The sequence below is a fragment of the Pseudoalteromonas rhizosphaerae genome, assembly GCF_902498845.1.
Lineage (GTDB): Bacteria > Pseudomonadota > Gammaproteobacteria > Enterobacterales > Alteromonadaceae > Pseudoalteromonas > Pseudoalteromonas rhizosphaerae.
This window is the reverse complement of sequence record NZ_CABVLM010000002.1, coordinates 238,569-259,234: the sequence shown is the minus strand read 5'-3', so window position 1 is coordinate 259,234 and position 20,666 is coordinate 238,569. Positions and strand designations below refer to the sequence as shown.

The following is a 20,666-nucleotide window of genomic DNA, read 5'->3' as shown; positions in this document are numbered from 1 at the left end:
AATTATTCCTTAATTATTTCTAACAAATACTGCCCATAATTATTTTTAAGTAGTGGTTTTGCTAAATCTATTACCTGTGACTTGGTAAGCCAACCATTATTAAATGCAATCTCTTCTAAGCAAGCTACTTTATAACCTTGACGTTTTTCAATTGTTTCAACAAAGCTTGCAGCTTCTAATAAGCTTTCGTGCGTTCCAGTGTCAAGCCATGCAAAACCGCGCCCTAACATCTCTACATTAAGGTTTTTACTTTTCAGGTACATATCATTTAAGCAAGTTATTTCTAGTTCACCACGGCTAGAAGGTTTTACATTTTTTGCCATTTCCACAACTTGGTTGTCATAAAAATACAAACCCGTGACCGCAAAATGAGATTTAGGCTTTATAGGTTTCTCTTCTATTGATATGGCCTTGTTATTCTCATCAAACTCAACAACACCAAAGCGTTCTGGATCTTTTACTTGGTAACCAAACACTGTTGCACCATTTTTATTTTTTGCATTCTCAACGGCATGTTTTAGCTTTGGTGTAAAACCTTGTCCATAAAAAATATTATCACCTAAGACTAAGCACACATCATCATCACCGATGAAATCCTCACCGAGTATAAAAGCTTGAGCTAACCCATCAGGACTTGGTTGGATAATATAAGAGAAATTAACACCAAACTCACTGCCATCACCTAATAAACGTTCAAATCCGGCTATATCGTCTTTTGTTGTGATTATAAGTATTTCACGGATCCCAGCTAACATCAGGACAGAAATTGGATAATAAATCATTGGCTTATCATAAACAGGCAGCAATTGCTTTGAGACACCTTTAGTTATTGGATAAAGTCTTGTCCCCGAACCACCTGCTAATACAATACCTTTCATTATTTATCTTCCTTCATTTCATTCAGTGTGCCTAAACGCTCTCTTTGATAGGAACCATTTTGTACATTCTCACACCAGTTAGTATTAACCAAATACCAATCCACTGTCTTACGCAAACCAGTTTCAAACGTTTCTACTGGTGTCCAATTGAGTTCACAACTCATTTTTGTTGAGTCTATTGCATAACGCCTATCATGACCGGGACGATCTGCTACATATGTAATTTGCTCTTTATATTTCGATTTTTTAGGTACCAGCTCATCTAATATGCTGCAAATAGTTTGCACAACTTCTATATTTTTCTTCTCATTATGCCCACCTATATTATACGTTTCTCCAACTTTTCCTTCAGTGACCACTTTATAAAGAGCTCTTGCATGATCATCGACATATAACCAATCGCGAATTTGATCCCCTTTACCATAAATAGGGAGTTCTTTTCCATCTAGTGCGTTTAGAATAACAAGTGGAATTAACTTTTCAGGAAAATGATATGGACCATAATTATTAGAACAATTAGTTACTATTGTTGGTAAACCATAAGTGCGAAGCCAACTGCGGACAAGGTGATCGCTTGATGCTTTACTTGCTGAGTAAGGGCTACTCGGCGAGTAAGATGTCTCCTCTGTAAATAACGGAAGAGTGCCGCTTTGTTCATCAGGGTGTGGTAAATCACCATAAACTTCATCTGTAGAAATATGATGAAATCGAAAATCAGCTTTTACAGGATCACTTAATCGATTCCAATAACATCTAGCAGCCTCTAGCAAATTATATGTGCCAATAATATTGGTTTGTATAAATTCAGCGGACCCGGTAATTGAGCGATCAACATGGCTTTCTGCTGCCAAGTGCATAACCGCATCTGGTTCATATTGATCAAATATGCGATCTAATTCTGAACGTTCACAAATATCAACTTTTTCAAAGTAGTAGCGCTCGTTATCCTGAACGGCAACTAATGATTCTAAGTTTCCAGCGTACGTAAGTTTGTCTAAATTAATGACCGTATCGTTCGTATTTTCAATTATATGCCTAATGACTGCTGAACCAATAAACCCAGCACCACCTGTAACAAGAATTTTCAAAATATATCTCTCTAAATTTAATCTTATCGACCCATACCAAATAATACGACTTTAACAGTCTTAAATAATATTTTAATATCCAACCAAGTACTATGATGCTTGATATAATATATGTCATATTTATGCTTCCAAATGGCATCTTCTGTAGATGCACCATAAGGATAACTAATTTGCGCCAGCCCTGTAATACCTGGCTTCACAGCATGTCTAAAGCGGTAATAAGGAATTTCTTTTTCGAGGCTATCTATAAACACCTCTCTTTCTGGACGAGGACCAACAATTGACATCTCACCTCTAAAAATATTAATTATTTGAGGTAATTCATCAATACGTGTTCGCCTTATAAACTGTCCAACTCGTGTAACTCTACTATCATTTTTTGATGCCCATTGTGCACCTGATTTTTCTGCATTCTTGCTCATTGACCTAAATTTAATCACAGAGAATTCTTCGTTATATTGCCCTGTTCGCCTTTGCTTATAAAAAATAGCTCCTGGTGATTCTAATTTAATAAGTAAGGCAGTTATCAAGCCAATAGGAAGCGCAATTAACGTAAGTAAAAGTGCAGCGGCTATATCCATAACCCTTTTTGCAAACTGTGTTCGCTTATGCGATAAAATCGAAAATGCCTTCTGATGCAAAAAGTAACTACTATGAAGTAAAGCAACTTCTGTATAACCAAATCGTGCATCTAAATAACTAACGAGAGGCTCCACCCAAGCGCCTAATTCAGTCGCAACAACTAAGTAATGTCTTTGCTCTAAACTTAAATCCGCAGCTTGGTAGTGACATATTACTTGCTTGCTTAAATCTTTTAAGCTGTAGTCATTGACCTTGATATCAAAATCATAGTTACCGACAAGCTTATTAATTAACGACTCTAAACTTTCAGGGCAATATACATATATAGTTTTTTGTTTTAAAGCTTCACTACTTGCTTTAAATCTATTATGTACATGTATATCTGTATGATTTATTTTATTTTCGAACATTCGATTTCTTTCTATATTTAATTGCAACATAACTCTTAGCGTAAAAGTCTGTCTAAATAACAACACTTCATCGCTAAATAACAGCTATACTAGAAGTCAGTTTTTTTTAGAAAAATACTGCATTAGAACAAACATCACGCTCAAGGCAAAGCCTAATACGGCCCCTAGGATACATATAAGCAACCTCTTAGGTTTGAACTTTTCCTCAGGAACAATAGCTTTATCTATTGTCTTAAAAATATACTCATCTCTAACCTCAGCAAATAAAATTGTCTTCGCTTGTTCTTCTATTAATTTAAATAAAATAGTACGAATACCAGCAATCGTGGTTTCTGATATTTGTTTATTTAAAAACTCAGTGCTGCGCTTAGCCTCGAGCACATCCCTACTTTTCATTTCAGCATTAATATCTTCAACCAGCCATGTAACCCAATTCTTTGCTATATAAGGTGATACATGTTCGATTGAAATCGTCACCATTCCACTATCTTTGGCTAATGCAACAGACATTATCTTATTAAACTCTTTGTATGCTTCCTGCATCGATGGCTCAGCTTTAAATGGAAGATTAACATCTCTCACCCACTGACTTTCTGACACTAGGTAATCATCTTCATCATAACTCAAAGTATTATCAGCCATATTCCATGAATCAACTGCCATTAAATCAGGTAATATTTTATGACGCTGTATAAATTCACTAATAAATTGTCTTGACTTGATTACTTCTATAGCCATTTTAACGTTTTCATCCCCATCGTCGCCAAGACTTATCCCTGCCATACTTGCTAGGCCACCGAGCTGCCCAGCTAAAGCACCTAACCCTCCACCTGACTTATCTGTATCGGCAGGTGCAAGTAGCGCTTCTGACTTATATATATTAGGGCTATTAATCGCAAATAATGCAGCCCCTAAAGTAAATAAAGAAGTGATAATTACTATCAATATCTTTTTCTGTAAAATAGCTAATATCAGCTCATTCGGATCAATTGAATCCTCAGCTATTTCCTGCGTTTTCACACTAACTTCTTGATAATCATTCTCTGTCTTTAACATTACTTCAATTCTCTATTTACAATACATATCACGGATACTGCTTGAATTAGCTACTGAAATCCTGGAAACCGTTATATACATGACTCTAACTCATAGTAACTAGCGATTTGTGAGTTCATTACCTAAAGACTACCAATAGCTGCTACTGCAATACCTAATTGATAAACGATCTGTGTAACAGTACTCCACAGCGTGAGATTGTCCATGTAATTTGAATTAAGCGGCACTACTATTGTGTCACCAGCTTCAATCAGCTGAGAATCATTAACAGCAAACCAACTACCACTATCAGGAATTTTAACTGAACCGTTTGCTTTAATAATGTAAATCCGTTCATCATCCGCACGCTCTTTTAAACCACCACTTAGGGCTATATAATCTTCAAAGCTGGTTCCTGGTTTATATAAATGTGAGGTTGCGTAATTTACTTCACCGATGACGCTGATAGAGTCGCGTTTACTTGGTACATATAAAGTGTCACCGTCTTGCAGCACTAAGCGTTGTTTGTCTTCAACGATTAAAGGTAAATCAATAACTAATCGACCAACCGCTTCTACATTAGCTAAGTCATTAAGTAACTTATTCATCTCATCATACGAAAGTGAATTACTACCGACCGAATTTTCAAAACTCTTCTGCGCTATATCTCTGCGTAATTCTTCAGATAACTTAGCGAGTTGCTGTTGCTCTTGTTTACGAATTGATTCTCGAGTGAAAATAGCTGCTTTTTCTTCGGCAAACTCTGAAAAACCACCAGCGCGCTCTAGTAAGTTAGTTAATGTTTCACCACGACGAATTGTATACGACCCAGGAAATTTAACTTCACCTTTTAGCTCAACTTTTACATTTTCTTGCCAGTTAGGGATTGAGAATACATTTAAACTGTCTTTACTACGAAGAATGCGATTATCATCAGACTCTCCAAGTATAGCTTTATGCAAATTAAACTTAATATGCTCTACTTTTGATGCATCACCAGCTAATATACGGGTAATTTCAGCTTGCTCTGTATAAGCAGATTCAAGTAGACCACCTGCTGCAATAATAAGATCATTGACCTCACTACCTATCGTTAATGGATAAATCCCTGGATAAGTAACATGACCATTGATCTCTACCAGTTGCATTGCTTGTCTAACATTTGCTTGCAGTTTTAACTTTGCGATAACCGGCTTTAGTAAGTTATTACGACTAAACAGAGCATAATCTTCAGTCTTTAGTTTTTGCTCTTCTTCTTCAGCTTTGCGTTTTGAGATTTCAGCAATAGTTAAGTTCGAATTATCCTTGAGTTTTAATTCCATATCATCTGTAGCAACACCAATGTATTTTTCAAACTCTTTCTTTTGGTATTTATGCCATTGCTGAACTTTCACCTGCTGCGCTTGCTGTTCTTCGGTGAGGGCCATATTTTTTAAAGCTAACTCTTCAGCTTCTTTTTCTTCGTAACGACTAAAAACTAATAGTTTATCGTTTGCTTTTAACTCAAAGTCATGTGCAGTTGCTTTTACAATAGCTTGCGCTATGTCGAATTGACGCACTTCAATATCACCTGAAATATTAATTTCACGCACTAATAAAGCGTAACTAAGGTCAGCTTGTGGTAACAAATCACCACGAACTGACGTTAATACATCCGAAATATGCTTGCCTTGATACCATTGATAATTACCTGGTCGTGCAACAGCACCAATTACACTAATTGAGTTTTGATACTGCAAGCTTACAGGATTAAAGCGAATTCTATCGCCATCACGTGGGATATACGCAATATCTTTGCCGCTAAAGTCTACTGATAAAATTTCTTTAGCATTGTAATTATTAAAACGCTCTACAATTGCTTTTTGTGCATACGCTCCAGGCTTCAAGCCACCGGCCATTTTTAATACGTCTTGGGCATTTTCATTATTCTTCAATTCAAATATAGCTGGGCGCTTCACTAACCCTTCAACGGCTACTTGTGAACCAACTGGTGGAATAAATACTACATCCCCTGGCTTTAAGATGATGTCGTTGCGGCTATCACCTTTTATAAGTAGATCATAAAGATCAAAGTTTGCAACAACTTTACCAGCACGTTTAACTTGAATGTTACGCAAAGATGCAATTTCAGATACACCGCCGCTAATAAACAAAGCATGTGACACTGTGGTCAACGACGATACGCTATAACTACCCGGCTTATGTGCTTCACCCAATACTAGGATACGCATGCTGCGTAATTTTCCTAGCGATACAAACGCTTTTACACCTATAACTTCTTGTGCAACTTTGGCTTTGATAAGTTCTTTTATTTCACCGAATGTAAGCCCAGCAACTTCAACAGGGCTTAAATTAGGGATATTAATTCGGCCTTCACGATCAACATTAACTTCATAGCTTTCACTTTCTTTGCCATAAAAATTAATTTTTAATTGATCACCACGGCCAATTAAATATGTTTCTGGTACTGCCGCATTTTCACTTGGCATAAATGTAGTTGGCTCGCCAGAAAACAACTCGTAGCCAAATGGTTTTATTTCGTCTAATTGCGGCTTAAAGCGTTCTTCGTCGGTTAACTCAGGCTCTTCTTGTAATTGGCGAGGCTGAATTGTAGGCTCATCTTCTTTTATTGAGCTTGATGATGATTTACCGGTAATTGTGGATAGATCGACACCATACTGCTTAGCCAGTGCCTCTTGCTGGGCTTTTGGCAGCTTTTTAAATTGTTCAATCTGCGCTGCACTCGGTGTAAATGCAAATGCAGATGCAGTCGTTAACAGTAAAAAAGTTATTAAAAATCGTTTAAAAAGCATCACAAGTAGGTTTATCCCTAGAACTACAGCCAAAAGATTGGCTATTCTACATTATTTCACTACAAATAAAAAAGGGACTTTCGTCCCTTTATTACAGTTAAATGTCACTTAACAGAGCTAAACTGTTAAAAACTGTAAACCAGTGTCAGCGACGTTTCTGTGTCTGTACTCTCTTTATCATCAGCAACATCTGAGTTGTTGGTGATGTTGTAAGCAACTTTCATTTGTAATGAGCCATTTATCTTAGCTAAAAGTGCAGTCTCTGAGCGTGTTTTAGTGTTGGTATCACCATATTCAACTGCAACTAACTGAGTAAACTTAGCGTTGTCAGATATCTGCCAATTATAATCAAGCTTACCTAAAGCAATAACTTCACCTTCACGCTCACCAGCTAAAGAGTTGCCATTTTCATCTACTTCACTACTTGTATCAGGGTATTGAAAATATTTATAACCAGGACCAATTTCAGCATTTAGCCACATGTCAGAACGATCTAACAAGCGTTGACCATAACCAGCTGAGATAACAGACTCACTGCGATAAGCACCAAAGTAATCTGAAACATGTGAACCATAGATATATAAATGAGCATGATCTTCATTTAATTTATAGTTACCTTGTGCTGATAACGAATATTTTTCGTTAGTACGCTGCTTTTCTTTTATACCCGCTTCATTTTCAACGTTGTCTTCTTTATAAAGACCGTTAATTTTATACTCGTTATTCCAGCTTTCTAAGTTATGTAATGCCTTGATGCCACCCTTAAGAGTGGTTGTTTCAGTATTACCGCTAGTTATGATTGCACCTAGCTCACTGGTAACTTCCCATGTTCTAGCGTCTTCTGCGAATGCGTTAGTTGTAGCTGATACTGCAACTAAAATTGATAAAAGCTTTAATTTCATTAAAAATAACCTTTGTTACTTGTATATTGATTAATCTTGCTTGTGCAAATGAACATCCATTTGCGGAAACGGAATAGTGATATCCGCATCATCTAATGCGATTTTAATGTTCTCAATTAAAGACCAATAAGTTGGCCAGTAATCGCCTGAGTTAACCCACGGACGCACAATGAAATTTACGCTTGAATCTGCGAGTTCAGACACTGATACGTTATAAGCTGGATCTTTAAGAATGCGTGACTCTTGATCTAGTACTGATTTAAGTACTTCTTTTGCTTTGCGTAAGTCTGCATCGTAACCAACACCAATAACTAGATCGATACGGCGAGTTGATTCGCGCGAGTAATTAATAATTGAGTCAGACATAATTTTAGAGTTTGGCATGATGATAACTTTGTTATCTGGTGTGCGTAGTTCAGTAGAGAAAATTTCGATTTTTTTCACTGTACCAGCTTTACCGCCAGCTTCGACATAATCACCCGATTTGAAAGGACGAAGTAAGATAATAAGTACGCCAGATGCGAAGTTAGATAATGAACCCTGCAGTGCCAAGCCAACTGCTAAGCCTGCAGCACCTAAAATAGCGATAAATGAAGTGGTTTCTATGCCTATTTGTGACAACGCCATTAAGATTGTTGCCATAAATACGATGGCATAAACAATGCTTGATACGAACGAACCTACAGCTTTATCTACTTTCTTTTTATCGAATGCTTTTTCAGTTAGGTTAGAGCAAAATTTTGCAACACGACCGCCCAGTAAAAAGATCACCAATGCAATCACAGCTTGAATGCCATAATGCAAAATCAAACCTGAGTTTTCGTTTATCCAGTTAAGTATTGTATCCATTATCACTCCTGATATTCAGTATTAAGCAGTTTGCTGGTTAAATTATATCTGATTTCAATTTATTATTTAATTAATTAATCTATTTATCTTTAAAAGAACGTCTTCAGGATTAACTTTTATTTTACCCAACCAGATAAAAACGATTTAAACATTCATTCTCTGGCTGCTTTATGAACAAAAATATTCAATTTTAAATTTTTTTCACTTTTTTTGCTCTTAACCCTTCACAAGATTTATTATTTTATGTATTATCCGCGCCACACCAAACAAGGTGTGTTGTGGCGGTTGTAGCTCAGTTGGTAGAGCCCCGGATTGTGATTCCGGTTGTCGCGGGTTCAAGCCCCGTCAATCGCCCCATCTTTTCCCTTCTTATCTCAATATCAAATACGCTCTTAAAATTCCATTTTATTAATTAATATTAAGCACAAACCAAAAATAATGGCTGAAGCCTGTTCCCACAAGAAAAATACACATGCATTACTCGTATGAGAGCGCTTTAGCGCCGATTGGTTGTTGCATATAACCTAAGCCTAAACACAATCACGGCTGAAGCCAGTTCCCACAATAAATACACGCATGCATTATCCCGTAGCAGAGCGCTTTAGCGCCGATTAGCGTACCCTCGCTAACTTTACTCTCGCCAGCTCGCAAGCTGCTTTCTTGCAGACAAAAAAATGCCACCTTTCGGTGGCATTACACACGGGATTATTTCTACATTATAGAAATTCTTTTCAAAAATCAGGTTCTAGGTTCTAGGTTCTAGGTTCTAGGTTCTAGGTTCTACAAAGCTAAACTTTTACCTTGAACCTTTCAACTTTAATCTTATTTCCAGCTTTTCATCTTGTGCCCTTTTACAGCATAGAAAAGAATGAATAAATAACAAGGTAACATTACGATATAAGCGCCCTGCTGAGCCGCGGCAGAATCCACACCACCACTTGCTAGACCCCAAAATAGAGGACCAAATGCCCCACCGGCGATGCCCATTACAAGCAGACCAGAACCAACACTGGTTAATTTACCTAACCCAGACAACGCTAACGGCCATACCGCAGGCCATACAATAGCATTAGCAAATCCTAACACAGCTATCATCAATAGTGTATCTGGTAATTGCACTTCTAGACCAAGCGCTGTTGCGATCACAACTGAACTAGTATCGCTAAATACCACGGCAAGGGTTAGTACACAGCCTAAAATTGCAGACACACTTAGCGCTGCTTGCTGCGAAATAACACGCGGAATAAGCACAATACCGACTATATAACCTAACACCATGCAGCTCATGGTATAAGAGGTCATGACACTATATTTTTCAATACCTAGCGACAATGCAAAAGTACCAATGGTATCGCCTGCAATAACCTCTACGGCTACATAAACGAATAATGCAACCACACCTAATGCTAGGCTTGGGTGAGAAAGTGCTTCTTTTACTTGTCCTTTAGCACCTTGCTCCTCATCATCAATAAGCTCTGGTAATGGCATTTTTGTCACTGCAAATGCCAATGCACCAATAAATAGCGCTAACCCTAAATAAGGATAAATTAAACTATTTGCCATTGAATCAATTTCAGCTTGTGATAAATCTTTACCAACAAGGCCGGTGAAATCGCTTAGAATTAATGCTGTAAATACGATTGGCGCAATCACGCCAGCGCCTTTATTCAATATCCCCATGATGCTGACACGTGCTGCGGCCGATTCCTCAGGCCCAATCCGAACAACATACGGGTTAACTGCAGTTTGCAACAAGGTTTGCCCTGCCCCCATAACCAACTGCGCAAATAAAAACAGCACAAACACTTGAGTTTTTGCAGCTGGAATAAATAATAAACCTGCCACCATCATGGTTGCCATACCGAGTGCCATGCCATTTTTATAACCGACTTTACGAATGATCATCGCCGACGGTACAGCAGTAAACGTCACCGCTATATAAAACGAGAATAAAATCAGTGAGGCTTGAAATGGACTCAGCTGTAATACTTGTTTTAAGTATGGCATTAGTGAACCATTTAACCAGGTTGCAAAACCTAGGATAAAAAATAAAGTGGCAACAATGGCCATGGGTATAAAATTACTTTGTTTATTTATTTTTGACACTGTGGCTTCCATAAAACTTCTTCTTGTTGCGAGCTATCGTTATAATTATTTATTGCAATTAAGTTCAAAAAACTTAAATCGACGATTAGCGTTGCTGTATTTTATAACACCTTGGCGACATTTAAATGACAATGTAGAAACAAAAATGACAGCGCTGCCATAAAACTTTACGTTAATTACCGCCATATTACTAGTAACAATTTATTTTACAACGGCACAAAAAAGGGCCTTTATGGCCCTTTCAAAACGTAATTAGTTACTAATATATTAATTTATATGAGTAATTCTGCTTTTTAGTTTGCTATCTAAGCTACTACGTAATGCTACAGACTGCTGTTCAGAAACACTGATCGGAGCTGTATATTGCTGCCAACTCGCGCCATTATCTAAACTATACTCGGTATTTAAATATGTAAATGGCGTATTAACCTCAAGCTGACCATTGTTAATCACGCCACCAGGTACCGGCAAATGTAAAGTTATGCCTGCATTGGCCAATTTAGTAAGCTCTTTCAAACCAACTGCAGCAGAGAATTGTGCCCAGTCTTGTTCTTGGCTTTTACGATCAACCTGCTCGCCTTCCCATGGTGCTTTATGCCATGCACGCTCAGCAACAGACAGAATACGCGGGAATATCATTGCCAATACTTGATCTTCGGTTCGAATAGTTTCAGACCAAACTTGTCCTTGCATACCTAAGATGTTTTCTGGCTTTTCTAATTTTGGTAGTGGACGACCAACTAAAGCTTCAAGGTTATCTATCGGCTCCCGTGTTCGGGTGTAATCGGCATTTGCATACACATCGTCTGGCATATAATTAAATGCTTTTTTAGTATCGGTATAGCGAGTTGCCCAATAATACCCACGTTCTTCTGGGTGAGCTTCATAAGGATGGTCAAAGTATAAGTGTGTACCATGCGATAGAATCACTTGGTAGCCAGCATTGGCAAGGCGATAAGCTCTGTCTGCAACACCCCACTCCCAAATATTGTCCCAGACGTTTGCTGTAAAGGTTTTGTTTGGAAACTCGTCGCGCTTAAATGGGTTTGTTTGGTCATACATTAAACCGTCTTCCCATGCGCCAGGCGAAATCCCGCGTTTTTCAAGTAACTTGGCCACACGTTGTGTAAAGTAAGGTTTAAGATCTGCTGCACCGGCAACACCATTATTTGGATCGGCAAACATTGCTTGGCATATTGGCGAGCCAACCCATGAACCGGCACCCACTTCATCGCCACCAAAGTGTAAGTTAGTCAATTGCACACCGGCTTCGCGGTACATTTGTTGTAATTCGTAGGTAACCTTATCTAAAAAAGCATAGGTTGAATCCATGCATACGTTCATCGAGTTATCTTTGTAGTTTTGCACCGTCATATAAACCGAGGTGTCTTTTGGATCACTCAATAAATACTGGGTTGCAGCACTGATATCGACTTGCTGCGTTTCTTTCCCCGCATTCTTTTTATTAACAAGCTTATTTTTGGCTACTCGTTGCGCCTCATCGGCAAGCTTATGATAACGTGCTTCCATTGCTTTAATTGATGCGCGAGCATGCCCCGGCCCTTCAATTTCTGGAATGATTTGAATATGGCGGTCTTTAGCAAACTTTAATAATTCAACAAACTCACTACGAGTTAAGTAACCGTTACCTGAGCCGGATTTAAATGGCCCGGTGCCTAACTGGGTTAATAAACATTCTCTTTCTTCAAGGTCAAAACAGCGATAACCACCAATATCAGTTAACTCTGGTAATCCTGGAATTTCTAAGCGCCAACCTTCATCTTCGGAAAAGTGCCAATGTAGTTTATTCATTTTATAACGCGCCATTTGCTCAACCAATTTGAACATAGCGTCTTTACCGTGATAATTACGGCCATTATCATAGTGCATGCCACGCCAGCCATAGCGTGGGCTGTCTTCAATCTCAAGTTGTGGAATGTCTACAGTCCCTTGGCTATTTGCCGGGAGTAGATTAAGTAAGCTCTGCATGGCATAGAATACACCGGCATTATCACTACCAACAATTTCAATACGATCGTCATCTATTTCAAGAGTGTAACTTTCTGATTTACCATCGGCCAACTGTGGATTTACTTTTAAGCTGATCAGTTTTTCTTTTGCTAGTTTGATGTGATCTGGCTGGGCTTTTAAGGTCAGGCCATAGTCATCTTGCAAATCTTGCATAAACACCATGACTTCGTTCTTTAACTGACCTTGGAAAGTGATCTGCCAGCTGCTATCAAGTGTCGCAGTGCCGCGATTAAACTCTACTTTTTGTGGCTTTGGAATGATCCGCTTTAATGCGTCTTGTTGCGATACTTGACTTGTCGTTTGTTGATTACGCTCAAAACGCACTTGTGGGGTGACTAATACCGTTAAATCTTTTGGCTCGTTATAACGGCGCAGTTGATTTTCACGCTCAAACGGTGCAACAAACTGGGTCATATCTTCACTGTCAGTATTTGCAAAAATAGCCGGTTTATTATCACCAGAGACAAAAAAAGCACGTGGCATAAAGTCAGAATAAGCAACCACCCAAACTTGAGCGTCAAACTCAAGTACTAAGCTTTTACCTGAAGCTAACCCTGTAAAGTTTTTAGTTGGGGTAATGCGGTGTAAATCGCCATTTACGTGTTCAATATTTAAACCCGCAACTAGCTCAGTACTGATCTTACGAACTGAGTGAATATACAACTGCCAGTCACTTTCACCAGCTGGAAGTGCAACATCAGATTGGTTGTTTAATGTAATTGTCCCTAAAAAACCAGCGGCTTTATTATGAAAGTTATCAACCACAGCAAATGTCAGGGTGGTTTCTTTGGCAAAGTTGTTCACTTCATTTTGCGAAAACTGCGCCTGTGCCATTAATGGCATTATCGCGATCAAACTCGCTAAAGTTCGCTTTTTAAAATCCATTGCTCTCTCCTCGTTGTATACCCTAAGACTACGCATTTCCCCCCACGTAATCTGTTATTTATTATTATTTATTCACCACCATCATATAAAAGATAAAATGACAGCGCTATCATTAATTGAAAGAATAGGGAATAAGCGGTAAGCGGTAAGCGGTAAGCGGTAAGCGGTAAGCGGTAAGCGGTAAGCGGTAAGCGGTAAGCGGTAAGCGGTAAGCGGTAAGCGGTAAGCGGTAAGCGGTAAGCGGTAAGCGGTAAGCGGTAAGCCAAAAAATTTGAGCGTTGCTAATTATTATGTCAACACTTAAAAAGCACTCGGACAGCTTAAAACTTATAGCTTACCGCTCTAAAGCTAAATTTTCATACACACATATTTTTCTTCGAGGTACTCGTCGAGCCCTTGGTGGCCACCTTCGCGACCAAGACCTGACTGCTTAACCCCACCGAACGGTGCGACGGGGTTTGATATTAACCCTTCATTAATACCTACCATGCCGTACTCTAATGCTTCGCTCACTCGGTATATTTGTTTCAAATCTTGGCTATAAAAATAAGCAGCTAAACCATAAGGCACATCGTTGGCCAGTGCTAAAACTTCAGGCTCTTCATCAAATACAATGATACTCACCACCGGGCCAAAAACTTCTTGATGGTAAATGTCCATCTCCGCAGTTACCCCATTTAAAATAAGCGGTGCTTGATAGTTACCACCAAGCTCAACATTATCACCTATTTGTACTGCGCCTTTTGCTTTGGCATCTGCAACCAACTCTTGTACTTTTTGCTTAGCTTTAGGATAAATCAACGGCCCTATATCTGTTGCGTCATCAAGCCCATTACCGACTTTCAGTGCTGTAACTTTTTTAGCTAATTTATCGACAACTTGATCAAGCACGCTACGCTGCACAAAAATACGGTTAGCGGCGACACAAGTTTGCCCACCATTTCTAAATTTTGCCCCCATAAGGCCCGTTACCGCTTCATCCAAATCGGCATTATCAAAAATAATAAACGGCGCGTTACCACCAAGCTCCATTGAAGTACGCTTAATAGTAGAGGCACATTGTGCAAGTAACTGCTTACCTACACCCGTTGAACCGGTAAAAGTGAACTTACGAACAAGTTCAGATTCAGTTAGTAACTCACCCACCATTTTAGCGTTTTCAGAGAGCAATACATTAAAAGCGCCTTTTTCAAAACCGGCTTGGTCAGCCAAATAAGCCAATGCTAAAGCACATAAAGGTGTATGTTCCGAAGGTTTTAGTACAAAGCTACACCCAGCGGCATAGGCTGGTGCAACTTTACGGGTAACCATAGCAATCGGAAAATTCCAAGGAGTTATGCCTGCAACCACACCAATAGGCTGTTTAAAACTAGTTAAACGATGATTGTCATCAGTGGCGGGGATCACATCACCATAGCTACGTTTGGCTTGCTCTGCGTACCACTTAATAAACCCAGCCCCATATTCAACTTCACCAAGGGCTTCTTTTAATGGTTTACCTTGCTCTTTAGTCATTAATTCTGCAAGGGTTTGTTTATGCTGCATAACCAGTTCAAACCAACGCATTAATACATTACTACGCGTTGTGGCATTGGTGGCTTTGAGTTTAATAAATGCGCCGTGAGCGGCGTTGATGGCTTTATGAACCCCATCATCATCGATATCACTTACCATGATGATGCTTTGCTGTGTAGCGGGATCATCAACACTAAAATGTTTTTCAGTGGAGTAAAACCCACCGTTAATGAAAGAGTCGTTAAATAGTAGATTATTCATAAAACCTCCAAAGCAATTATTACGGCATATAGCCAATGTTATGTTCACCACTGATAAGTGAAAGGTACTAGGTTAAAGGTTAAAGGCAAAGACTAGCTCCACCTAAAATCTAACATCTCAATACAACCGCGCGGCATAAAGCCGCGCCTACACAAATTCAAACATTGATGCCAAACCCGTAGGCGCGTGAGCGTAAATGAGAAGACATACCCTTCACTTATCTCTAAAGCGCAGCGCTCTCTTAACCTCTTTGTGAATAAATCACTTAAATCTTTCGCGGCTAAAGCCGGCTCCTACGCAAATTCAAACATTGATGCCAAACCCGTAGGCGCAAGTTTACCTCGCGCAATTTTCGACCTTTATAAACAAAAACACCGCGTTCAAATTGAGCGCGGTGTTTTCTTTAAAGCTTAAGGCTTACAACTTATAGCTGCGCTTTAAATCAATGCTCTTCATTAACGATATTGAGATTGTACTTCGGTATTTCAACTATTAAGTCTTCATCACGGATGATTGCTTGGCAACCTAGGCGTGATTCAGGCTCTAAACCCCATGCTTTATCTAGCATGTCGTCTTCAAGCTCGTCACTTTCGTCAAGTGAGTCAAAACCTTCACGAATAACTAAATGACAAGTGGTACACGCACATGACTTTTCACAAGCATGTGGAATACTGATACCGTTTTTAAGTGCAACATTAAGAACTGTTTCACCACTTGGTGCATCAATTGCAGCGCCGTCAGGACATAATTCCGGATGGGGAAGAAAAATAATTTGTGGCATTCTAACCTCTTTTAAACGTTGTCTACTGACTGCCCTTGCAGTGCTTTTTTGATCGATGCATCCATTCTTAACTCAGCAAATTTACTGCTGGCGTTATCAACTTTCTCAATGGCTGCTTTTATTTGATTTGGCTCGGTAGCTGTCTCACGAACTGTAACTAGCTTCGCTATTTCAGCGTTCAAGTTAGTTAATTCATGTTCAGCAAGTAAAGCACTGTCTGTTGCTAATGATGCATAAAGTGCTTCGATAACACGCAATGCTTCAACTTGTTGCTCTTTGAGCATACGCGCTTGCATATCATCTTTGGCATTAGTCATCGACTCTTTAAGCATATTAGCTACTTGGTCATCTGACAAACCAAACGATGGTTTAACCTGGATTTCAGCTTGTACGCCAGTTGATTTTTCCATTGCAGATACGCTAAGTAAGCCATCGGCATCGACTTTAAAGGTCACACGAATATGCGCCGCACCGGCTGCCATTGGTGGAATACCTTTTAAGCTAAATTTAGCCAACGAACGGCAATCATCAACTAGCTCTCGTTCACCTTGCAATACATGCAGAGACATTGCAGTTTGACCATCTTTAAAAGTGGTAAACTCTTGTGCTCGTGCTACAGGTATAGTGGTATTACGCGGAATAATCTTTTCCACTAAGCCGCCCATAGTCTCAAGGCCAAGCGACAGTGGTAATACATCAAGTAACAACATGTCTGAATCAGGCTTGTTGCCCACTAACACATCCGCTTGTAATGCTGCACCAAGTGCAACGACACGGTCCGGATCAATAGAGGTAAGCGGCTCTTTATTAAAAAACTCAGCGACTTGGTTACGTACGATTGGCATACGGGTTGAACCGCCGACCATAACTACTTGCAGCACTTCGTCGTTTGTAATACCAGCATCTTTAACTGCACGGCGACACGAACGGAGTGTTTTTTTCACCAGCACCATGGCTAGTTCTTCAAACTTTTCGCGAGTGACTTCAACCGTGTATTTTTCATCATCAAACTCAAGACCAACATTCACTTTAGCATATTGGCTTAGTGCTTCTTTACAAGCTTTAGCTTTATTAATAAATAAGCGTAATACTGATGGAGATAGCGTCATCACACCGGTTTCACGTTTAAAATGATCCACTAATAATGAGTCAAAATCATCGCCACCTAGGCTTGAATCACCACCGGTTGCTAGTACTTCAAATACACCTTGGTTTAAACGCAAGATTGAAATATCAAAGGTACCGCCGCCTAAATCATAAACTGCGATAATACCTTCTTGGCCTGAATCTAAACCATAAGCAACCGCGGCTGCAGTTGGCTCATTTAATAAACGCAGTACATTAATACCAGCAAGCTCTGCGGCATCTTTGGTGCTTTGGCGCTGTGCATCATCAAAATAAGCAGGTACTGTGATCACGGCACCTAAAATATCTTGCCCTGCAAAGCTTTCTTCGGCGCGTTGCTTTAATGCTTTTAAAATATCGCTTGATGCGGTGATTGGGCTGATGTTGCCAGCCGCGGTGGTAATCGCTAATGCGCCATCATGCTGACAAAAATCATACGGTAATTGGCCGTAGCTTTGCTCTATTTCAGCTTGAGTTTTACCTAAAAAACGTTTAACTGAAATTAAAGTATTTACAGGATCTTGTGTTGCAGCTTGAGCGGCAAGTTCGCCTACTGTTATACCATCAGCGGCGTAACGTACAACAGACGGTAACATGGCTGCGCCATTAACATCGGTTAATGTACGGGCTTCGCCACTTTGTACTGTCGCAACAAGTGAGTTGGTAGTACCAAGGTCAATACCAATTGCTAACTTATGTTCATGTGGTGCCGCGCTCTGCCCCGGCTCAGCAATCTGCAATAATGCCATAATGATCTTTAACTCTTGTTTGACTTACCAATGGTGCAGTAAGTTAGATAATTAATCGTCGAATAAACTGTCTTCAATACGCTCTAATTCATCTCGTAATTTATACACGAACTTTAATTTTCGAATGCTATCAGCGGCTAACTGCCATTGCTGCTCGTCATTACTTGCCAATTGCTCAGCAAGTTGCGCGCTGTATTGGCTGTCTAATTGTTTTATTTGCTTCTCGAACTGAGCAATCGCTGTGTCTGGATCATCGCTTGTGCTTAGCTCTTCAAGCTCTTCACGTAATTCCATTTGCTGCATTAAAAAGAGTGGATCTTGTAGTGTTTGCTGCTCGGCACGAATATCAACACCCAATTCACTCAGCATATATTCTGCGCGTTTTACCGGATGCTTTAAAATTTGTAAGGCATCATTAATTTCTGCGGTATTTTGTACGGCTAATAACTTATCACGGCTGCTGGCATTGGCATGGCGATCTGGATGAACGGCACGCTGGAGTTCGAGGTAATTCTTAGTTACTTTTGCCAAATCTACATTGTAATCAACGGGTATCGCAAACAATTCAAAATAGCGCATAATTCCAACCATGCCAACAATCTATTGGCTTAAAATTCAGATAGAACAAAGCCCTACAGGTGCAGGGCTTAAGAGTACAATCACTTTATTGTTTATACTGTGAAACTTTCGCCACAACCACACTCATCAGCTTGATTTGGGTTAATAAATTTAAACCCTTCGTTCAAACCTTCTTTAGTGTAATCAAGCTCGGTGCCATCAATATAAACTAAGCTTTTAGCGTCGACGATTACTTTAACCCCTTTAGATTCAAATACTTCGTCGCCTTCAGATAACTCGTCAACAAACTCAAGAACATATGCAAGACCTGAACAGCCCGTCGTTTTAATGCCTACGCGCAGGCCTAAGCCTTTTCCGCGATTTGCTAAAAATGATTCTACGCGGTTTACTGCCGCTTCTGTCAATGTCACTGCCATGATTTATCTCTTACTTCGCTTGTTTACTTTTGTAATCTGCAATTGCTGCTTGAATTGCATCTTCAGCTAAAATTGAACAGTGAATTTTCACTGGAGGCAATTCAAGCTCAGCACTGATATCAGTGTTTTTGATCATTGCAGCTTCATCTAATGTCTTGCCTTTAACCCACTCTGTTACAAGTGACGATGAAGCAATTGCGCTACCACAACCGTATGTTTTGAATTTAGCATCTTCAATTATGCCTGCAGCTGATACTTTAATTTGCAGCTTCATTACGTCACCACATGCTGGTGCGCCAACCATACCCGTTGCTACTGATGGATCATTTTTGTCTAATACACCTACGTTACGTGGGTTTTCAACATGATCGATTACTTTATCACTATACGCCATAATTCTATCCTCATTACCTGCTAGTGGATGTGCTCGTCAATTAATGATGAGCCCATTCAACTGAATCTAAATCAACACCCTCTTGATGCATTTCCCAAAGAGGAGACATCTCACGTAAGCGACCGATAGAGTTTTTCATTAAATTGACGGTATAATCAATCTCTTCTTCGGTGGTAAAACGACCAATACTAAAACGAATTGAGCTGTGTGCTAATTCATCGTTGCGGCCAAGCGCACGTAATACATAAGAAGGCTCTAAACTTGCTGAAGTACAGGCAGAACCTGATGATACAGCAATATCTTTAACAGCCATCAATAACGACTCACCTTCAACAAAGTTAAAGCTGATGTTAATTATTCCTGGTACTGATTGGTCCGGCGTACCGTTAAAGTACACTTCATCCATATCAGCCATAATGCCATCAATTAAACGCTTACGAAGCGCGCTGATGTGAGCATGATCTTTTTCGAAATCTTGTTTGGCAATTCTAAATGCAGCACCCATACCAACCAACTGGTGAGTCGCTAGCGTACCAGAGCGCATTCCACGCTCATGACCACCACCATGCATTTGTGCTTCTAAACGAGCACGCGGTTTACGGCGAACATACAATGCACCGATACCTTTCGGGCCATATACTTTGTGCGCTGAGAAAGACATAAAATCAACTTTAAGCTGTTGCACGTCGATTAAAACTTTACCGGCACTTTGTGCAGCATCAACGTGGAACATGATTTTACGTTCGCGACACATTTCGCCAATAGTCGCGATATCTTGAATTACACCTAGCTCGTTGTTTACATGCATAATGCTCACTAATACTGTGTCATCGCGCATTGTGTCGGCTAATTTTTGTAAATCAAGTAGGCCGTTTTCTTCAACGTCCATATAGGTTACTTCAAACCCTTGACGCTCTAGCTCACGACAGGTGTCGATCACTGCTTTATGCTCAGTTTTAGCGGTAATAACGTGCTTACCTTTCTTTTTATAAAACTGTGCTGCGCCTTTAATTGCAAGGTTGTTTGATTCTGTCGCACCCGAAGTGAAAACGATTTCACGTGGGTCTGCGTTAATTAAATCTGCGATATCAGTACGAGCTTGATCAATCGCTTCTTCAGCTTGCCAACCAAAACGGTGTGAACGTGATGCAGGGTTACCAAAATTGCCATCCATTGTTAGGCATTGCATCATTTCTTTTGCTACACGCTCGTCAACTGGCGTGGTTGCTGCGTAATCTAAATAAATCGGTAACTTCATTTCTTTCTC

17 protein-coding genes and 1 tRNA gene are annotated in these 20,666 nt (G+C 39.6%); 1 reads left to right on the top strand and 17 read right to left on the bottom strand.

Features of this window, described 5'->3' with window-relative positions; all coding sequences use genetic code 11:
- Positions 1 to 2 precede the first annotated feature (2 nt).
- The 7 genes from rfbA to PSR9079_RS04190 form a co-directional block, all read right to left on the bottom strand.
- Positions 3 to 878: a glucose-1-phosphate thymidylyltransferase RfbA gene (rfbA, locus tag PSR9079_RS04220; RefSeq protein ID WP_149980548.1), complete on the bottom strand. Its 876-nt coding sequence runs from the start codon at positions 876 to 878 to the stop codon at positions 3 to 5.
- Complete coding sequence (gene rfbB / locus PSR9079_RS04215) at positions 878 to 1,966, bottom strand: dTDP-glucose 4,6-dehydratase (protein WP_149980547.1); 1,089 nt, start codon at positions 1,964 to 1,966, stop codon at positions 878 to 880. The genes rfbA and rfbB overlap by 1 nt, the downstream gene beginning before the upstream one ends.
- Before the next feature lie 23 nt (positions 1,967 to 1,989).
- Positions 1,990 to 2,958 (bottom strand): exopolysaccharide biosynthesis polyprenyl glycosylphosphotransferase, encoded by a 969-nt coding sequence (locus tag PSR9079_RS04210; protein ID WP_246175487.1) that lies wholly within the window; start codon positions 2,956 to 2,958, stop codon positions 1,990 to 1,992.
- Between the two features lie 96 nt (positions 2,959 to 3,054).
- Positions 3,055 to 4,014 carry a Wzz/FepE/Etk N-terminal domain-containing protein gene (locus PSR9079_RS04205; RefSeq protein WP_149980545.1) on the bottom strand — a complete coding sequence of 320 codons (960 nt, stop codon included), beginning with the start codon at positions 4,012 to 4,014 and terminating at the stop codon, positions 3,055 to 3,057.
- Positions 4,015 to 4,136: 122 nt separating this feature from the next.
- Positions 4,137 to 6,806 carry an SLBB domain-containing protein gene (locus PSR9079_RS04200; RefSeq protein ID WP_149980680.1) on the bottom strand — a complete coding sequence of 890 codons (2,670 nt, stop codon included), beginning with the start codon at positions 6,804 to 6,806 and terminating at the stop codon, positions 4,137 to 4,139.
- A 125-nt stretch (positions 6,807 to 6,931) separates the two neighbouring features.
- Entirely contained in the window at positions 6,932 to 7,708 is a 777-nt protein-coding gene (locus PSR9079_RS04195) for a DUF481 domain-containing protein (protein ID WP_149980544.1), read from the bottom strand.
- 30 nt (positions 7,709 to 7,738) lie between these two features.
- Positions 7,739 to 8,557 carry a mechanosensitive ion channel family protein gene (locus tag PSR9079_RS04190; RefSeq protein ID WP_145236563.1) on the bottom strand — a complete coding sequence of 273 codons (819 nt, stop codon included), beginning with the start codon at positions 8,555 to 8,557 and terminating at the stop codon, positions 7,739 to 7,741.
- Between the two features lie 281 nt (positions 8,558 to 8,838).
- On the opposite strand from PSR9079_RS04190, the gene PSR9079_RS04185 reads away from it, so the two are divergent.
- Positions 8,839 to 8,914: transfer RNA gene (locus tag PSR9079_RS04185), tRNA-His, on the top strand.
- Positions 8,915 to 9,379: 465 nt separating this feature from the next.
- Here PSR9079_RS04185 and nagP read toward each other — a convergent pair.
- From nagP to PSR9079_RS04135, 10 genes are all read right to left on the bottom strand, one after another.
- Positions 9,380 to 10,675, bottom strand: a complete 1,296-nt coding sequence (nagP, locus tag PSR9079_RS04180; protein ID WP_149980543.1) for an N-acetylglucosamine MFS transporter NagP — start codon at positions 10,673 to 10,675, stop codon at positions 9,380 to 9,382.
- Between the two features lie 255 nt (positions 10,676 to 10,930).
- Positions 10,931 to 13,579 (bottom strand): family 20 glycosylhydrolase, encoded by a 2,649-nt coding sequence (locus PSR9079_RS04175; RefSeq protein ID WP_149980542.1) that lies wholly within the window; start codon positions 13,577 to 13,579, stop codon positions 10,931 to 10,933.
- A gap of 68 nt (positions 13,580 to 13,647) precedes the next feature.
- Positions 13,648 to 13,845 (bottom strand): hypothetical protein, encoded by a 198-nt coding sequence (locus tag PSR9079_RS04170; RefSeq protein WP_149980541.1) that lies wholly within the window; start codon positions 13,843 to 13,845, stop codon positions 13,648 to 13,650.
- Between the two features lie 82 nt (positions 13,846 to 13,927).
- Entirely contained in the window at positions 13,928 to 15,355 is a 1,428-nt protein-coding gene (locus PSR9079_RS04165; protein ID WP_149980540.1) for an NAD-dependent succinate-semialdehyde dehydrogenase, read from the bottom strand.
- Positions 15,356 to 15,797: 442 nt separating this feature from the next.
- Positions 15,798 to 16,136, bottom strand: a complete 339-nt coding sequence (gene fdx, locus PSR9079_RS04160; RefSeq protein ID WP_145236547.1) for an ISC system 2Fe-2S type ferredoxin — start codon at positions 16,134 to 16,136, stop codon at positions 15,798 to 15,800.
- 11 nt (positions 16,137 to 16,147) lie between these two features.
- Positions 16,148 to 18,010: a Fe-S protein assembly chaperone HscA gene (gene hscA, locus PSR9079_RS04155; protein ID WP_145236544.1), complete on the bottom strand. Its 1,863-nt coding sequence runs from the start codon at positions 18,008 to 18,010 to the stop codon at positions 16,148 to 16,150.
- Between the two features lie 51 nt (positions 18,011 to 18,061).
- Positions 18,062 to 18,589 carry a co-chaperone HscB gene (gene hscB, locus PSR9079_RS04150; RefSeq protein WP_149980539.1) on the bottom strand — a complete coding sequence of 176 codons (528 nt, stop codon included), beginning with the start codon at positions 18,587 to 18,589 and terminating at the stop codon, positions 18,062 to 18,064.
- Positions 18,590 to 18,681: 92 nt separating this feature from the next.
- Positions 18,682 to 19,005 (bottom strand): iron-sulfur cluster assembly protein IscA, encoded by a 324-nt coding sequence (iscA, locus tag PSR9079_RS04145; RefSeq protein ID WP_145236536.1) that lies wholly within the window; start codon positions 19,003 to 19,005, stop codon positions 18,682 to 18,684.
- 10 nt (positions 19,006 to 19,015) lie between these two features.
- On the bottom strand, positions 19,016 to 19,399 hold the full coding sequence (gene iscU, locus PSR9079_RS04140) for a Fe-S cluster assembly scaffold IscU (protein WP_145236533.1): 384 nt from the start codon (positions 19,397 to 19,399) through the stop codon (positions 19,016 to 19,018).
- A gap of 40 nt (positions 19,400 to 19,439) precedes the next feature.
- Positions 19,440 to 20,657 (bottom strand): IscS subfamily cysteine desulfurase, encoded by a 1,218-nt coding sequence (locus PSR9079_RS04135; RefSeq protein ID WP_149980538.1) that lies wholly within the window; start codon positions 20,655 to 20,657, stop codon positions 19,440 to 19,442.
- Positions 20,658 to 20,666 lie beyond the last annotated feature (9 nt).

Excerpts from the sequence above, each read along its gene's own strand:
- PSR9079_RS04175 (WP_149980542.1), bottom strand. The coding sequence starts at position 13,579 with ATGGATTTTAAAAAGCGAACTTTAGCGAGTTTGATCGCGATAATGCCA.
- rfbA (WP_149980548.1), bottom strand. The coding sequence starts at position 878 with ATGAAAGGTATTGTATTAGCAGGTGGTTCGGGGACAAGACTTTATCCA.
- iscU (WP_145236533.1), bottom strand. The coding sequence starts at position 19,399 with ATGGCGTATAGTGATAAAGTAATCGATCATGTTGAAAACCCACGTAAC.
- PSR9079_RS04205 (WP_149980545.1), bottom strand. The coding sequence starts at position 4,014 with ATGTTAAAGACAGAGAATGATTATCAAGAAGTTAGTGTGAAAACGCAG.
- PSR9079_RS04135 (WP_149980538.1), bottom strand. The coding sequence starts at position 20,657 with ATGAAGTTACCGATTTATTTAGATTACGCAGCAACCACGCCAGTTGAC.
- PSR9079_RS04190 (WP_145236563.1), bottom strand. The coding sequence starts at position 8,557 with ATGGATACAATACTTAACTGGATAAACGAAAACTCAGGTTTGATTTTG.
- PSR9079_RS04210 (WP_246175487.1), bottom strand. The coding sequence starts at position 2,958 with ATGTTCGAAAATAAAATAAATCATACAGATATACATGTACATAATAGA.
- hscA (WP_145236544.1), bottom strand. The coding sequence starts at position 18,010 with ATGGCATTATTGCAGATTGCTGAGCCGGGGCAGAGCGCGGCACCACAT.
- PSR9079_RS04200 (WP_149980680.1), bottom strand. The coding sequence starts at position 6,806 with ATGCTTTTTAAACGATTTTTAATAACTTTTTTACTGTTAACGACTGCA.
- PSR9079_RS04195 (WP_149980544.1), bottom strand. The coding sequence starts at position 7,708 with ATGAAATTAAAGCTTTTATCAATTTTAGTTGCAGTATCAGCTACAACT.
- hscB (WP_149980539.1), bottom strand. The coding sequence starts at position 18,589 with ATGCGCTATTTTGAATTGTTTGCGATACCCGTTGATTACAATGTAGAT.
- fdx (WP_145236547.1), bottom strand. The coding sequence starts at position 16,136 with ATGCCACAAATTATTTTTCTTCCCCATCCGGAATTATGTCCTGACGGC.
- nagP (WP_149980543.1), bottom strand. The coding sequence starts at position 10,675 with ATGGAAGCCACAGTGTCAAAAATAAATAAACAAAGTAATTTTATACCC.
- PSR9079_RS04165 (WP_149980540.1), bottom strand. The coding sequence starts at position 15,355 with ATGAATAATCTACTATTTAACGACTCTTTCATTAACGGTGGGTTTTAC.
- iscA (WP_145236536.1), bottom strand. The coding sequence starts at position 19,005 with ATGGCAGTGACATTGACAGAAGCGGCAGTAAACCGCGTAGAATCATTT.